We start from the raw sequence: 13,600 nt of genomic DNA, 5'->3' as shown, positions 1-13,600 counted from the left end.
CCGATGCTGAAAAAAACTAGCCGCGGCTTGCGCGATATCGGGCCTCCAGACATCGAAAATGGAGCCTGCGCTTGAAGAATAGCGCAAGGAACGAAGGAACACTCTGCGTGGAAACACCGACAATCTCCGTGGTCATCCCCTGCCGTAACGAGGCGGACAATCTGGCCTTTCTGCTGGATGAAGTGGATTCCGCGATGCAGGGTCGCGCCTATGAAGTGATTGTCGTCGATGACGGTTCGACGGACTCGACAAGCGACGTGATTGCCCGCCGCATCCATGCAGGCAAGCCGCTACGCCATTTGCGCCATGACCGGTCATCCGGCCAGAGTGCTGCCGTGCGTTCCGGTGTTTTTGCCGCGCGCGGCAATATTGTTGTTACCATGGATGGCGACGGCCAAAACGATCCGGCCTATCTGCCGATGCTGGTCGATGCGCTCGTCGAAGCTGGCGAAGGCTATGGCATCGCCGCCGGCCAGCGCCTGAAACGCACCGACACCAAGCTAAAGCAATTGTCGTCGCGCTTTGCCAATAATCTGCGCGGTGCCATCCTGAAGGACAAGACGCGCGATTCCGGTTGCGGCCTCAAGGCGCTGCATACCGACCTGTTCCGTCAGTTGCCTTTCTTCGACGGCTGGCACCGCTATCTGCCATCGCTTGCGCTGCGCGAAGGTTTCGATGTCGTGCATGTGGATGTGGTCGACCGCGAACGCCGCCATGGCAAATCCAATTACGGCATTCTCGATCGCGGGCTGCGCGGCATTCTCGATCTTTATGGTGTCTGGTGGCTGCGCAAGCGCCGCAAGGTTGTGCCGCGCGTGACGGAGATTACCCATGACTGATATTTTCAACAGCCTGTCGCATTGGCTGCACGAAGTCTTTGTCGCTCAGTGGGATGGCTGGATCGTGCTTGGCTTCGTCGCACAGGCCTGTTTCACTATGCGCTTTGTCGTGCAATGGCTGGCGTCTGAGAAGGCCAAGAAAAGCGTCATGCCGGTGGCATTCTGGTTCTTTTCGCTGTTTGGCGGCGCATTGCTGCTGATCTACGCGATCCAGCGCAAGGACCCCGTCTTCATCGCGGGACAGGGCCTCGGCCTCGTTGTCTATGTCCGCAATCTCTGGCTTATCGCCAACGAGAAGAAGCAGATCGCCGCGAGCGATTGACGCCCGGCGTTAAACCAATCAAACGGCCTGCCAATAAAAAGTGCGCCAGAACCATTCCGTCCTGACGCACCCATTTTCTATCACTCTATCCGACAATCAGACCTTTACGGTGCGGCCCACCGAACGATAATCAAGGCCAGTGCCTGCGATATCTTCCGCCTTGTAGACATTGCGCAGGTCGATCAGAACTTTTCCAGCCATGGTTTTTGCAACGCGCTTGAGATCGAGCGCCCGATAGGCGTTCCATTCGGTCAGAAGCGCGACCACGCCAGCGCCTTCTGCCGCCTCATAGGCCGAGCTGCACCAGATCACACCCGGCAGAACAGCCTTGGCTGCATCCATGGCTTCCGGATCATGCGCCCGCACGGAAAGCCCTGCCTTCTGGATCGCGCTCACAATGTCCAATGCCGGAGACTCGCGAATATCATCGGTGTTCGGCTTGAACGCGATGCCGAGCACCGCGACCGTCTTTGCGCCACTTTCCTTGGCAGCGGCAACAATCCGTTCCGCCATTGACTGCTTGCGCGTTTCGTTGATGGCGATCACTTCCTCGATCAGCGACTGCGGAGCATCGTAACGCTTGCCGGTCGCTGCAAAGGCACGTGTGTCCTTCGGGAAGCATGAGCCGCCAAAGCCCGGACCTGCATGCAGGAATTTCGAACCAATGCGATTATCCATCCCGATGGCGCGCGCAACTTCCTGCACATTGCCGCCGGTCTTCTCACACAGATCCGCGACCTGATTGATGAAGGTCACCTTCATGGCCAGAAATGCATTGGCTGCATATTTGATGATCTCGGCATTTTCGAGCGATGTCACGACCATCGGCGTTTCACGCAGATAAAGCGGACGATAAAGACGCTGCATCGCGGTCTTGCCCTGCTCGTCCTCAACGCCGACCACAACACGGTCCGGCCGCATGAAATCCTCGATCGCCGAGCCTTCACGCAGGAATTCCGGATTGGAAACCATGGAGAAAGCCACACCCGGGCGCGCTGCGGCAATCCGGTCGCGGATACGCGCATTGGTGCCGACCACCACCGTGGACTTGATGACAACGACAGCGCCCGGCTTCATCGCCGCAGCGATCTCGTCGGCTGCCGCTTCGATATATTGCAGGTCGGCCTCGCCATCGCCGCGTCGTGACGGTGTGCCAACCGCAATGAAAATCACATCCGCATCAGCGACGCTCGACGCAAGATCGGTGCTGAAATCCAGCCGTCCGTCACGAATATTGCGGGTCAGGAGTTCATCGAGACCCGGCTCGAAAATCGTGACTTTGCCCGCCTCAAGCCGTTCGATGATCAACGGGTTATTGTCGACGCAGGTCACGTGAAAGCCAAATTCGGCAAAACACACGCCCGAAACCAGACCCACATAGCCCGTTCCGATCATCGCCAGCTTCATATGTTCAGTCCTTCAGTTTGGCTTAGAGCCACTTGTCATAATCAGAGACCAGGAGGTGTAATGGCTTCTCATTTTCTTCAATATTCGAGAAGCGGCCAATCGGCTCGCGGAAAATATTGTCGGTGAGATCGTCATTAACAGTCGAGACTTCGCCGATCAACACGTCTCCGCCCTCGCCCCAGAAGGCATGCCAGTTGCCGGGCAGAAGCGTCACGCTTTCGCCAGGCGACAATTTCAGATGCGCGCCCGCCTTCTGCGTCACAAGACGACCGTCGGTCGCGACCGTGACATCGGACTGTTCGCAGACGCTGCCATCGGGACGCGAGTTGAACAGTTCCAGCACCAGCGTGCCGCCACCGCGATTGATGATATCTTCGGCCTTCACGACATGGCGATGCATCGGCGACAACTGGTTCTCGCGCGAGATCATGATCTTCTCGGCATACAGCATGCCGCCGCCGCGCTTCAGGTCATCAGCATTGCCGTTGCGTGTCGTAAACAGGAAAAGACCGAGGTCCTTGAACTTGCCCTGACCGTAATCCGTAATGTCCCAGCCCAGACGCGCGTCACGAATGGCTGTAGCGTCGCTGCCCGTCCGCTGCTTCAGCTCTTCCGGGGTCCAGTAAGCGAAAGGCGGCATGACATAGCCAAATGAGCGGATAAACGCGTCGCTTTCACGGATAATCTCGTTGATTTCTGAGCGCTTCATGGCCTCTGGACCTCCCACGGAATGAAACAAATTCTGTCTGGTTGGTGTGGTAACTATCTTTTCCACCTGTTGGCAATCCCGGAAATGCTTTGCGGGCAGCTGTCACGCATATTTGCTGTCATATGCCTTGCCGCAAAAGCGACATTTTGGCGTGTCGTCTTTACGCGAAATCCATGTCGCATCCCAATGCGCGTTTAGAACAGTTCAGTGATTGAATCATGACAACAGAAGCCAGTCCGGCTCCCGAAGCGGGAACGAACAAGCCATTGATGTAGCGGCAAAAGCCGTGCTTCTGGAAGACAAAGGGAACACCGGATCAGGCCAAGGTCGCTGGGAGAACAGCAAATGCCGATCCTAACGAAGATGAAGCAAGGGTCGTGATGATGGACGTTCGCAACGAAATGCTGGGGCTTTTGACCGGGCGCGACCCCAATTTCAGCCTGGAGCAGAAGTTTTACACCGATCCCGATTATTACAAGCTGGATCTGGAAAACATCTTCTATCGCGACTGGCTGTTTGTCGGCCATGATTGCGAACTGCCGAAGACCGGCTCCTATATGACCGTGCAGGTTGGCGCTTATCCGGTCGTCATCGTGCGCGACGCGCAGGGCGGCATTCGCGCCTTCCACAATTCCTGCCGCCATCGCGGTTCGCGCATCTGCTCTGCCGAAAAAGGCACCGCGGCCAAGCTCGTCTGCCCCTATCATCAGTGGACCTACGAACTGGACGGACGGCTGCTGTTCGCGCGTCAGGTTGGCCCGGATTTCAAGCCCGCCGAATATGGCCTGAAGCAGGTGCATTGCGAGACGGTTGCAGGCTATATCTATATCTGCGTCGCCGACGAAGCGCCGGATTTCGCCTCCTTCCGTAATCTGGTCGAACCTTACCTCGCGCCGCATAATATCAAGGACGCGAAGGTCGCTTTCGAAAGCTCGATCATCGAAAAGGGCAACTGGAAGCTCGTTTGGGAAAATAACCGCGAGTGCTATCACTGCGCCGCCAACCACCCGGAACTGTGCCGCACCTATCCCGAAGCACCATCGGCGACCGGCGTGCAGGGCGTCATGGAAGACCCAGAAATCAACCAGCTCTGGAAGAATTGCGCCAGCGCCGGCCTGCCGGCGGAATTCAAAATGTCCGAAGACGGTCGCTATCGCATCACCCGCATTCCGCTTCTGCGCGATGCCGTGAGCTACACCATGTCGGGCAAGGCCGCAGTCAAGAAGCCACTGAGCAATCAGGTTGCAGGCGATACCAATATTGGCGCGATGCTGCTTTTCAACTATCCGACCACCTGGAACCACCTGATGGCCGACCATGCCATTTCCTTCCGCGTCATGCCGATCAGCGCTGAGGAAACCCTCGTTACCACCAAGTGGCTGGTTCACAAGGATGCGGTCGAAGGCGTCGATTATGATCTGGACGAACTGACCCATGTGTGGATACAGACGAACGATCAGGATCGGCAGATCGTCGAGGAAAATGCCGTCGGCATCCGCTCGCCCGCTTATCAGCCCGGCCCTTATTCGGTCGAGCACGAAGGTGGCGTGATGCAGTTCCTCGAATGGTATACCAATACGATCACGCCGCGCCTGCGCGGTGAAGCGGCCAAGCTGAGCCGCGTGGCCTGAGTTTAAGGCCTGCTGACCGAAACAAACCGCAGGCCGGGATCACGTCCGGCCTGTCCCGTTTTGATATGAATAGACAAGCGAGAAGGCCATGCAGCCTCTGAAATATCTGGATGAGATGCTGCCGTGGAACGACAGGCTGCAAATGCTGGAATGCATTTCGGCCATCGAAGAAGCGCCAGATGTCATGACCTTCTCGTTCAAGACCGAGGAAGGCAACTGGTTCCGCTATACGCCGGGCCAGTTCGTCACGCTGGAATTGCCGCTGGAGCGGGCGGACGGTCTCGGCCCTGTGCTTAGAACCTATACGCTGTCATCCACGCCGTCGCGGCCCTACCATATTTCGGTGACGGTCAAGGCGCAGAAGGACAGTATCGGCACGCGCTGGATGCTCGATAATCTGCGCCCGCCGATGAAGATCAAGGCCTATGGCCCGAATGGCGACTTTTCGCTGGCCAATTATCCAAGCGAAAAATACCTGTTCATCTCGGCTGGTTCCGGCATTACGCCGATGGTGTCCATGACCCGCTGGCTGTTCGACTGCGCACCGGGAACTGACATAGCCTTTATCAATTGTGCCCGCACACCGGACGACATCATCTTCCGTAAGGAACTGGAACTGCTATCCGGCCGTATGGACGCAATGCGGCTGGCCTTCATCGTCGAGCAATCCTCAGCCCGCCACGTCTGGCCGGGCCTGCACGGGCGCATAGATCGCGCGCGGCTTGAACTGCTGGCGCCGGATTTCCAGCATCGCAAGGTCTTCTGCTGCGGCCCGGAGCCATTCATGAACGGCGTGCGCGGATTGCTGGAACAATCCGGCTTCGACATGGCCAATTATCATCAGGAAAGTTTTCAGCCCGCGAGCGAGATTTCGTCGGTACCGGTGCCAAGTGCACTTGCACCCGCCTCGCCCTCTGCCGCTGCTGCCGCACCCGCAGCGCCTGCGGTGGCCCCGGCCAGCGTCGTCTTTAGCCTGTCAGGCATCGAAGTCGAATGCACCGAGAACGACACGATCCTGCTTGCAGCCCGCAATGGCGGCCTGAAAATACCGAGCGCTTGCGAGTTTGGCATTTGCGGCACATGCAAGGTGAAGTGTCTCGGCGGCGAGACCGAGATGAACCACAATGGCGGCATCCGCGATGATGAAATCGAGGAAGGCTACATTCTCGCCTGTTGCAGCCGTCCGCGCGGTCGCGTGGAGATCGACGCTTAAGCCTTCTTCAGGAATTCGGTCCTCAGTACCAGACCCTTGACCTGCTTGGTGCTGCATTCGACTTCGGCGGGGTTTCCCGTCAGGCGGATGCCCTTGACCATCGTGCCGCGCTTCAGCGTGGTCGAGGTTCCCTTGACCTTCAGATCCTTGATCAGCGTGACGGAATCGCCGTCATTCAATTGCGTGCCGTTGCTGTCGCGCGTGATTTCGTCTGTCATGGTGATCCCTGCCTTTATTGTCACTGCTAAGCGCGGTCCCTAGAGCGGTTCCGGTTAAAATGGAATCGTGGAACCGCTCTATCTATTTGTTTTGACGCATTATCCTACGCATCGAAGCAGGATCAGAAATCAGTCCAGTGGACTGATCTCCCTGCGTAGACGCTACGCACTTTTGCTGGAAATGCTCTAGCACCCTTATCCATGTTATACCAGAACATGCATATTCGCTGGTTTCGGGAAAACGGGCTGATTATAGTCGCTGTGAAAAAGCTGGAAATGAAGCAGGAGCGCTTATGATCGGTCATGCCCTTATTGTCGTCGATGTCCAGAACGACTTCTGCCCCGGCGGTGCGCTGGCTGTTGCGCATGGCGACGACATCCTGCCTGCCGTCAATCGTCTGATCGATGAAAGCGAACACGTCATTCTGACACAGGACTGGCACCCGGCCGGTCATTCAAGCTTCGCCAGCACGCATCCGGGCAAGGCCCCTTTCGAGATGGTCGAGATGCCCTACGGGCCACAAACGCTCTGGCCGGATCATTGCGTGCAAGGCAGCCACGGCGCGGATTTTCACCCCGCCCTGCAATGGACGCGGGCGCAGCTGGTGATCCGCAAGGGTTTCCGTTTCGGTATCGACAGCTATTCGGCTTTCTTCGAAAACGATCGCGAGACACCGACCGGCCTAGGCGGATATCTGCGCGAGCGCAGCATCGGGTCGCTAACGCTGGCGGGTCTCGCAACCGATTTCTGCGTCGCCTATTCCGCGCTCGACGCTATCGCGCAAGGTTTTCAGGTGCGCGTGCGGCTCGATGCCTGCCGCGGCATCGACCTCAACGGCTCCATGGGCAGCATGCTGGAAAAGATGAAGCAGGCTGGCGTCGAACTGGTCGACGAGCCTGCTTCAGCCGCGCATTTACTCTAGCTCTCCATCAGGCATGACCACATAGATCAGCACGGCAATGATGGTGATGAAGAAGCGGAAGGCCGATTCAATGCCATTCCACGTCTGCGACATCCACATCCCGAACCACTCGCCACCCATCGAGATGAAGCCGACCTGCCAGACCAGAAAGCCGAGTGAAAGCCCGGCAATGGCCCACTTCTTGGAGCGGTTGAAGCTGGCAGCGCGATCCGTCAGCCGCCCCAGCATCGCGAAGGCGCCAATCCAGCACAGGATGGCGGTCAGCGTTTCAGCGGCAATGATCAGAATATAACCCGCATGATGCAGGGTGGGATTATCGATGGCGCGATATTTGATCGATGCATCGGGAAAGATCGTGTCCATCATCAGCACATGCTGGACGAACGCGAAATTGGTGCCGTAATCGGTGATATTGCCGAAGGCCACCAACGTGGCAAAGAAAGCGATTGCCGCTACGAAAGCGGTCTTGCTCAAACGGGTAACGACCATGAATGTCCCCTTCAGTTTGACCGCAGCCGACCGACCTAACTGTTCCCCCGGACTGGCCGCAGCACGTTAAGCGCATAGTGAGCGCAGAGCTGAGGCTCATCAATTCTGGCGATTCGGTCAAGCGGGTCGACGATTATGGCTCGCCCTGCCCGATCCGGAACGCAAACAAAAAGGGCGGCTTGAAGCCGCCCATTCCAATCATTGGTATCGAAGCTCAATGGCCCGTGGCCTCTTCGCTTTCATCCTGCCAGTGCGGATTAAGCCGGTTATAGCGCAGCGACGACATGAACGAGAGACCGATCAGTACCGCGCCGATCAGGCCGGTAATGACTTCCGGTATATGAACCAGCGTCTGCACATACATGACCACCGCCAGAACCATGATGGCGTAGAACGCGCCATGTTCGAGATAGCGGTATTGGCCAAGTGTCTTGCGCTCAACCAGCATGATGGTGAGCGAGCGCACATAAAAGGCACCGATGCCAAGACCGATTGCGATGATGAAGAGGTTCGTCGTCAGCGCGAATGCGCCGATAACGCCGTCGAACGAGAAGCTTGCATCGAGCACTTCCAGATAGATGAACGCGCCCAGACCGCCGCGATGGACCATATCCATCTGCTCCTGCGTGGCATCGAGCACTTCGCCCAGTCCCTCAACCGCCAGAAAGGTCAGAAGACCGAACAGGCCCGCAACGAGGAACGTGTGCGAGTGAACCGCATCAAGCTGGTAGGAGAAGAACAGGATAAGCGCGATGGCAACGCCGATTTCCACGCCCTGCACGGACGCGAATTTCGACATGCGGCTTTCGATTGCCTTGATCCAGTGCACATCCTTCTCGACGTCGAAGAAATACTTCATGCCAACCATCAGCAGGAACGTGCCGCCAAAAGCCGCGATACCCGTATGGGATTCCGCGATGACCCGGGCATATTCATTCGGGTTCCAGATGGCGAGTTTGAGTGCTGAAATCGGGTCGGTCCACATGGCGACCGCAACGATGGCCAGTGGGAAAATGATGCGCATGCCGAAAACGGCAATGACGATGCCCCAGGTCAGGAAGCGGTGCTGCCATTCGGGTGTCATGTCGCGCAGAATGCGCGCATTCACGATCGCATTGTCGAATGAGAGCGATATCTCAAGGACGCTCAAGACAGCGCAGATGATGAAGACGGAGACCATTCCCCCGAACGTGCCGGTCATCTCGTATCCGAGCCAGACGGCAGCTGCGAGACCCACGACCGTAAAAATCATGGGCCATATAAAATAACGTAGGGTGGCCATTGCAAACCATCAGATTGTTTTGACTCTAGACGAAGCCCTCTCCTCGACGCCGACAAAAAGCGACGCCGTTCCCCGTTCAGGCCTTGTCCCTATGTAAGAGCCGTCAAGTCCGCAAACAAGGGAAACAACGGCAAAATTTTGTTCATGCGACGGTAACGGCGTTATACGAAAGGCCGTCCGGCGATTTGACTTTTCATATTCTCAAATTGTTCAACAGGCCTATCTATAGTGACAGGCGGAAGTCTCCACGAAGCAAGGCGGCTTCGAACAACACCGAATATCGACGAGGGCAATTGCACTATGCTTCTTCCAGAAGAGCTTCAACGCCGGATAGAAAAGAGCCTCGCGGAAGGCGGCTTTACACCGGCGGAAATGCTGCTGCGCCGCGCGCACCACCTGTCTCTCGACAAGACGAACGGTTCAGGCGAAGCCGCAGACACGATGCTCAAAGAAGCCGGTTTCGGCATTGGCGCCAACGATCTGTCCGAGGTCATCGAAAAGAAACCGTGGCTTCTGGAAGTCATCCTTCTGGGTGCCAATCGCAAGCCCGACGGCAATACAGGCCATCACTAGTTGATAAGACGGAAAGCGGCAGCGCCTGCGCTTTTCTTCGCTACCCTTTGCCCTATATCGCGCTACGGGGCGTTGCACGCCGATCCGCTCCGATCCTGCATTGAAACGAAGTCACAACAGGGGCCATCCATGACGATATTGAAACGTTCTTTTGCCGCCACTTGCACGGCGATGCTTGTGGCAGGCAGCATGATTGCTGCTCCTGTCGCCGAGGCCTGCACACGCCTCGTCTATCACGGCGCCAATGACCAGATCATCACAGCCCGTTCCATGGACTGGAAAGTCGACGTGGCGACCAATCTGTGGATTTTCCCGCGCGGCATGAAGCGTTCCGGCGAAGCGGGACCGAACTCAGTCCAGTGGCAATCCAAATATGGCAGCGTCATCGCTTCCGGCTATGATATTTCGACCACTGACGGCCTCAATGAAGCCGGGCTTTCAGCAAGCGTGCTCTGGCTTGTGGAGTCGGAATATCCGCCCTTCGACGAAAAGCACCCAAGCCTCAGCATTGCTGCCTGGGCGCAGTATGTTCTCGACAATTTCGCGACCGTCGATGAAGCCGTTAAAGCGCTGAGCGGCAATCCGTTCAATGTCGTGACCGACAAGGTGCCGGGGGAAGATCGCCTCGCCACGCTGCATCTCGCCATGTCTGATTCCAGCGGCGACAGCGCCATCATCGAATATATCGATGGCAAGCAGGTCATCCACCACGGCAAGCAGTATCCGGTGATGACCAATTCGCCGACCTTCGACCAGCAGCTTGCGCTCAATGCCTATTGGAAAGATATCGGCGGAACCGTCATGCTGCCGGGTACCAATCGTGCTGCTGACCGCTTCGCCCGGGCGTCGTTCTACGTCAATGCCATTCCGAAAACGGAAGATCCGGTCAAGACCATCGCCAGCGTCTTCAGCGTGATTCGCAATGTCTCGGTGCCATTCGGCATCAGCACGCCGGATCAGCCCAATATTTCATCGACCCGCTGGCGCACCGTGGCCGACCACAAGCGCAAACTCTATTTCTTCGAATCCGCGCTGACGCCGAATACATTCTGGATGGACCTGAACAAAATCGATTTTTCGCCCGAAACCGGCAAGGTGAAGAAGCTTGATCTCGGACCAGACCAGACCAACACGTTTTCCGGCATGGCCAATGATCAGTTCAAGGAAACCGAACCGTTCAAGTTCCTAGGACTCTAACTCGACAGAGACCAAGGCCCCGCCCATTGGCGGGGTCTTCTTTCTGGAGGCTGTATCAGCAGCCATCCACGCGCTGGAGCGATGCTGACAGACCGATCAGCGAGAAGGTGTAGCGCGTCTGCGTGCCACGCGCTGAAACCGCCTGCACATTAAGTGTCTTGCCCGCGCGCATTGCCCGCATGATCCGCGTTTCATCAGCGACATTCTCCGCCCAGGCGCGATTGCCTTCGCTGAAGAATGGGAAGGCAGTGCCATCCACCATGACATTCACGGCCTTGTCTGACTTGAGATCATAGCCCATGACGAGCTGTGGACTGTACTGTCCGCTCGACTTGGAAATAATAATGAAATTATCGCCGTGCCTGACATCTACGGGATGAAATTTAATCGGAACCGTCAAAGCATAGCATTTGTTACCGGGAAGATCAGTGTTTTGATAAACACCCCAGTCCCTGAATTCTCCGATATAATTCGTCTTTGCCGTAGCCACGAGAGAACTCGCCACCAACCCTGCCAGCGCTAACGCAACGGTGGTTGCATTTTTCCTCATCGCCCAAAACCTCCATAATATTACAGAATCACGCATATTTAAAAATTATAACATTACGTTACTATTTCCTTAACAAACACCTAAAAATTTGTTGAAAATTTGAAGCGGCTAATCCGCCATTCGCGCAGGGCGAAACGCTGCGAAATCAACCCGACAAGGCGAACGGCGGACATGAGCCGGGAATGATGAACGCGCTGAAGTAAGGGCTGCACAGACGGCAAGAAGCCGAGCCTTCGAAACACGAAAGCTGTTTTGCAAGTCTTTGCTTGTAGTTTGACACTGGTTACTGGATTTTGTGGGAATGTCTGAAATTACCCGAAAACAAGTGAAAAGCGGCGGCAATTCAAGGGCTTAAATATCAGTAAGCGGAAGTTGACGACAAACCAAATTTGACAGTGGGTCGGTGGGAAAGCAAGCAGGAAGTGGTTGGACGCCGAAAATCGGACCATACGCTTAAGCGTCCGCTGAAAACCCCTCTGAATTCTTTTAAGCGTCCTCAAATCATTGAATTTATTGATAGCACCGTAAAGCTAAGGCTTTTAAGGCTGCCGACCCAAACGGCTGAAAATATCCGTAAATGTAAAAACAAAGTTGGAAGTTCGTTCCAACTTGGGCTTATCCAAAAAATAACATAATAATAACAATTGCTTGCTCTTATTCCAATCAGATTTGATGCCTATTTTAAGATGGAAGAAGCCCATCGCCATTTTTGTTTGCTGAGGGCGCACGTTGGTGACCGTCCAGATGCCGGTGATCACGTGGAGTTTAATCACTATGGATTGTGCATTTATTAGCAGGACGCTATTCCTCTGACACTGATTTTGCAGCGGGGGCAAGTTCATGATTGTAAGCATTTCTTTAATGACGGCGGTCGTGCTGGGAACAGCTACACCAGGAGAAGTAATCCAAAGTGCCGTCGGTAATTTCCAATGCATGCCCATCGAGAAAATCAACCAAGTGTCGGGCGGAACGGATCGGATAACGGTCAATAATTTCGTTTTGAGCGAAAAAGAAAGCCTTCTTGCGCCTGGGCAAACTGAACTGAGTGTGAGCTTTTCAGTGGTCAATCGATCGGACAAGCCTGTCTTTCTCAGTGGACAATTCGTTGGTTTGGGCAAAGACAACGAGCAGAATTTTGTTTTGTCGACACCGACTTGGGGAAGCGCATCTCCGCAATCGACCCAGACTATCCAAAGTGCCGTTTTCGTTGCGAGGGGGACACTCCTAAGTGTTCGCCATATCTGCGCGGAAATAATGGGCAACTTCTAGCGCTGACCCCATCAGTAGCGTCTGTCCGGGACTCAAATACACGGCCCCGGAGATTACTCGTGTCTGAAAATTCCTAAAATACAACGGCGCTTGTGTCCCACAAACAATGTGTGAGCAGAGCTATCGGGGAGGCACGGACCAGCATCAAGCCGAGCGTTTACCGGTTCCGGGGTTGTCCTTGGCTTCTGAAAGCCTTTTTCGAAGTAAATGCTCGATTTGCGGTAGCGTTGCTTCGATTTCCAGCGGATCGGCATAATTAATCACACGCGCCATCAGTTCATTGTACAGCTCTCCAGCTTCAACGGATATCTTTTCAGGCGCTATTTGAATGTGCGCGTCTTTATACGCTCTAGTTACGATACGAGCGATCTTTTCCAAAACAGCAATATCGAATCTTGGGCCGCGCCTTTCCACTTCCATAGCAAAGAACGGGTCTCGTGTTAGGCGGCGCTGATCATTAGCCCTCAACGCATTCCCCAAGTCTCTATTAAGCTCGGCTTTTTGGCGATCTTGCTCAGCTTCTCTAACTAACCGTTCAGCGGAGTATTTCTCGCCGACCCCGGTGATCAGCCAAGCAACGTTTATATCTGCCACCTCGGCAATCTTCTGCAATGCCTCTGGTTTGGGCTTTCGGCCTTCTAGCCACGATCCGATGGTTCGCCGTGCGATTCCTGTGCGAACTGCAAGCTGGTTCAGTCCGCCCACTTCATCGGCGGCCTCTTTGATCCTGTCGCTCAGATTCATTTCTCTACACCTATGGCAACTTCTTGCTTGACTAAGGCAAGTTGTTGCCATATTCCTACGTTGGTCGCCGGAATTGACCGGCAACAATTGCACCAAAAGAGCCAACAAAAAGCGGATGGGCCAACATCCGCTTCTTGAGGATGTTGATTGCCGCTGAGAAGTGACCCGGTTTTTCCACCGAGAATTGACCCGCCTTTTAATTAATGTTCGGGTTTTTATTCACGGTCAAGTTTC

The 13,600-nt window shown here is 55.4% G+C and carries 15 protein-coding genes; 8 read left to right on the top strand and 7 right to left on the bottom strand.

What is annotated here, in order from left to right; all coding sequences use genetic code 11:
- The first annotated feature begins 107 nt into the window (after positions 1-107).
- Complete coding sequence (locus FGI60_RS24675; protein WP_138787397.1) at positions 108-839, top strand: glycosyltransferase family 2 protein; 732 nt, start codon at positions 108-110, stop codon at positions 837-839.
- Complete coding sequence (locus FGI60_RS24670; RefSeq protein ID WP_138787396.1) at positions 832-1,161, top strand: lipid-A-disaccharide synthase N-terminal domain-containing protein; 330 nt, start codon at positions 832-834, stop codon at positions 1,159-1,161. The genes FGI60_RS24675 and FGI60_RS24670 overlap by 8 nt, the downstream gene beginning before the upstream one ends.
- Before the next feature lie 96 nt (positions 1,162-1,257).
- Here the strand turns inward: FGI60_RS24670 and FGI60_RS24665 are convergent, their stop codons facing one another.
- Both FGI60_RS24665 and FGI60_RS24660 read right to left on the bottom strand, forming a co-directional pair.
- Positions 1,258-2,568, bottom strand: coding sequence for a UDP-glucose dehydrogenase family protein (locus tag FGI60_RS24665; protein ID WP_138787395.1), 1,311 nt, complete (start codon positions 2,566-2,568; stop codon positions 1,258-1,260).
- Between the two features lie 22 nt (positions 2,569-2,590).
- Complete coding sequence (locus FGI60_RS24660; protein ID WP_138787394.1) at positions 2,591-3,277, bottom strand: D-lyxose/D-mannose family sugar isomerase; 687 nt, start codon at positions 3,275-3,277, stop codon at positions 2,591-2,593.
- 383 nt (positions 3,278-3,660) lie between these two features.
- Between FGI60_RS24660 and FGI60_RS24655 the strand changes: the two genes are divergently transcribed.
- Together FGI60_RS24655 and FGI60_RS24650 are read left to right on the top strand one after the other, a co-directional pair.
- Positions 3,661-4,908 carry an aromatic ring-hydroxylating oxygenase subunit alpha gene (locus tag FGI60_RS24655; RefSeq protein WP_138787408.1) on the top strand — a complete coding sequence of 416 codons (1,248 nt, stop codon included), beginning with the start codon at positions 3,661-3,663 and terminating at the stop codon, positions 4,906-4,908.
- 88 nt (positions 4,909-4,996) lie between these two features.
- On the top strand, positions 4,997-6,121 hold the full coding sequence (locus FGI60_RS24650; RefSeq protein WP_138787393.1) for a hybrid-cluster NAD(P)-dependent oxidoreductase: 1,125 nt from the start codon (positions 4,997-4,999) through the stop codon (positions 6,119-6,121).
- Here FGI60_RS24650 and FGI60_RS24645 read toward each other — a convergent pair.
- A complete protein-coding gene (locus tag FGI60_RS24645) occupies positions 6,118-6,339 on the bottom strand; it encodes an alkylphosphonate utilization protein (RefSeq protein WP_078338684.1) in 222 nt (73 codons plus the stop codon). The two genes, FGI60_RS24650 and FGI60_RS24645, sit on opposite strands and share 4 nt — an antisense overlap.
- A gap of 293 nt (positions 6,340-6,632) precedes the next feature.
- On the opposite strand from FGI60_RS24645, the gene pncA reads away from it, so the two are divergent.
- The gene (pncA, locus tag FGI60_RS24640) at positions 6,633-7,262 is read left to right on the top strand and encodes a bifunctional nicotinamidase/pyrazinamidase (RefSeq protein ID WP_138787392.1); all 630 of its coding nucleotides are present in this window, start codon (positions 6,633-6,635) and stop codon (positions 7,260-7,262) included.
- Here pncA and FGI60_RS24635 read toward each other — a convergent pair.
- Together FGI60_RS24635 and FGI60_RS24630 are read right to left on the bottom strand one after the other, a co-directional pair.
- Positions 7,254-7,751 carry a DUF2165 family protein gene (locus FGI60_RS24635; RefSeq protein ID WP_078338686.1) on the bottom strand — a complete coding sequence of 166 codons (498 nt, stop codon included), beginning with the start codon at positions 7,749-7,751 and terminating at the stop codon, positions 7,254-7,256. The genes pncA and FGI60_RS24635 overlap by 9 nt on opposite strands.
- Positions 7,752-7,965: 214 nt before the next feature.
- On the bottom strand, positions 7,966-9,033 hold the full coding sequence (locus FGI60_RS24630) for a DUF475 domain-containing protein (RefSeq protein WP_138787391.1): 1,068 nt from the start codon (positions 9,031-9,033) through the stop codon (positions 7,966-7,968).
- Between the two features lie 300 nt (positions 9,034-9,333).
- Here FGI60_RS24630 and FGI60_RS24625 point away from each other — a divergent pair, with 300 nt between their 5' ends.
- Entirely contained in the window at positions 9,334-9,606 is a 273-nt protein-coding gene (locus FGI60_RS24625) for a hypothetical protein (protein WP_138787390.1), read from the top strand.
- A gap of 129 nt (positions 9,607-9,735) precedes the next feature.
- Positions 9,736-10,803, top strand: a complete 1,068-nt coding sequence (locus FGI60_RS24620) for a linear amide C-N hydrolase (RefSeq protein WP_138787389.1) — start codon at positions 9,736-9,738, stop codon at positions 10,801-10,803.
- A 55-nt stretch (positions 10,804-10,858) separates the two neighbouring features.
- Here the strand turns inward: FGI60_RS24620 and FGI60_RS24615 are convergent, their stop codons facing one another.
- Positions 10,859-11,353 carry an invasion associated locus B family protein gene (locus tag FGI60_RS24615; RefSeq protein WP_078338691.1) on the bottom strand — a complete coding sequence of 165 codons (495 nt, stop codon included), beginning with the start codon at positions 11,351-11,353 and terminating at the stop codon, positions 10,859-10,861.
- A gap of 840 nt (positions 11,354-12,193) precedes the next feature.
- On the opposite strand from FGI60_RS24615, the gene FGI60_RS24610 reads away from it, so the two are divergent.
- The gene (locus FGI60_RS24610) at positions 12,194-12,622 is read left to right on the top strand and encodes a hypothetical protein (RefSeq protein ID WP_138787388.1); all 429 of its coding nucleotides are present in this window, start codon (positions 12,194-12,196) and stop codon (positions 12,620-12,622) included.
- A gap of 144 nt (positions 12,623-12,766) precedes the next feature.
- Here the strand turns inward: FGI60_RS24610 and FGI60_RS24605 are convergent, their stop codons facing one another.
- A complete protein-coding gene (locus FGI60_RS24605) occupies positions 12,767-13,366 on the bottom strand; it encodes a helix-turn-helix domain-containing protein (protein WP_171058855.1) in 600 nt (199 codons plus the stop codon).
- Positions 13,367-13,600 lie beyond the last annotated feature (234 nt).

This window comes from Brucella haematophila (assembly GCF_005938105.1).
Taxonomy (GTDB): Bacteria; Pseudomonadota; Alphaproteobacteria; order Rhizobiales; family Rhizobiaceae; genus Brucella; species Brucella haematophila.
The sequence above is the reverse complement of the archived record's forward strand: the minus strand, read 5'-3'. Positions and strand labels throughout refer to the sequence as shown.

What these genes read in the sequence shown, in the direction of transcription:
- FGI60_RS24605 (WP_171058855.1), bottom strand. Translation starts at nt 13,366, where the DNA reads ATGAATCTGAGCGACAGGATCAAAGAGGCCGCCGATGAAGTGGGCGGA.
- FGI60_RS24670 (WP_138787396.1), top strand. Translation starts at nt 832, where the DNA reads ATGACTGATATTTTCAACAGCCTGTCGCATTGGCTGCACGAAGTCTTT.
- pncA (WP_138787392.1), top strand. Translation starts at nt 6,633, where the DNA reads ATGATCGGTCATGCCCTTATTGTCGTCGATGTCCAGAACGACTTCTGC.
- FGI60_RS24625 (WP_138787390.1), top strand. Translation starts at nt 9,334, where the DNA reads ATGCTTCTTCCAGAAGAGCTTCAACGCCGGATAGAAAAGAGCCTCGCG.
- FGI60_RS24610 (WP_138787388.1), top strand. Translation starts at nt 12,194, where the DNA reads ATGATTGTAAGCATTTCTTTAATGACGGCGGTCGTGCTGGGAACAGCT.
- FGI60_RS24630 (WP_138787391.1), bottom strand. Translation starts at nt 9,033, where the DNA reads ATGGCCACCCTACGTTATTTTATATGGCCCATGATTTTTACGGTCGTG.
- FGI60_RS24635 (WP_078338686.1), bottom strand. Translation starts at nt 7,751, where the DNA reads ATGGTCGTTACCCGTTTGAGCAAGACCGCTTTCGTAGCGGCAATCGCT.
- FGI60_RS24665 (WP_138787395.1), bottom strand. Translation starts at nt 2,568, where the DNA reads ATGAAGCTGGCGATGATCGGAACGGGCTATGTGGGTCTGGTTTCGGGC.
- FGI60_RS24620 (WP_138787389.1), top strand. Translation starts at nt 9,736, where the DNA reads ATGACGATATTGAAACGTTCTTTTGCCGCCACTTGCACGGCGATGCTT.
- FGI60_RS24615 (WP_078338691.1), bottom strand. Translation starts at nt 11,353, where the DNA reads ATGAGGAAAAATGCAACCACCGTTGCGTTAGCGCTGGCAGGGTTGGTG.
- FGI60_RS24645 (WP_078338684.1), bottom strand. Translation starts at nt 6,339, where the DNA reads ATGACAGACGAAATCACGCGCGACAGCAACGGCACGCAATTGAATGAC.
- FGI60_RS24660 (WP_138787394.1), bottom strand. Translation starts at nt 3,277, where the DNA reads ATGAAGCGCTCAGAAATCAACGAGATTATCCGTGAAAGCGACGCGTTT.
- FGI60_RS24650 (WP_138787393.1), top strand. Translation starts at nt 4,997, where the DNA reads ATGCAGCCTCTGAAATATCTGGATGAGATGCTGCCGTGGAACGACAGG.
- FGI60_RS24655 (WP_138787408.1), top strand. Translation starts at nt 3,661, where the DNA reads ATGGACGTTCGCAACGAAATGCTGGGGCTTTTGACCGGGCGCGACCCC.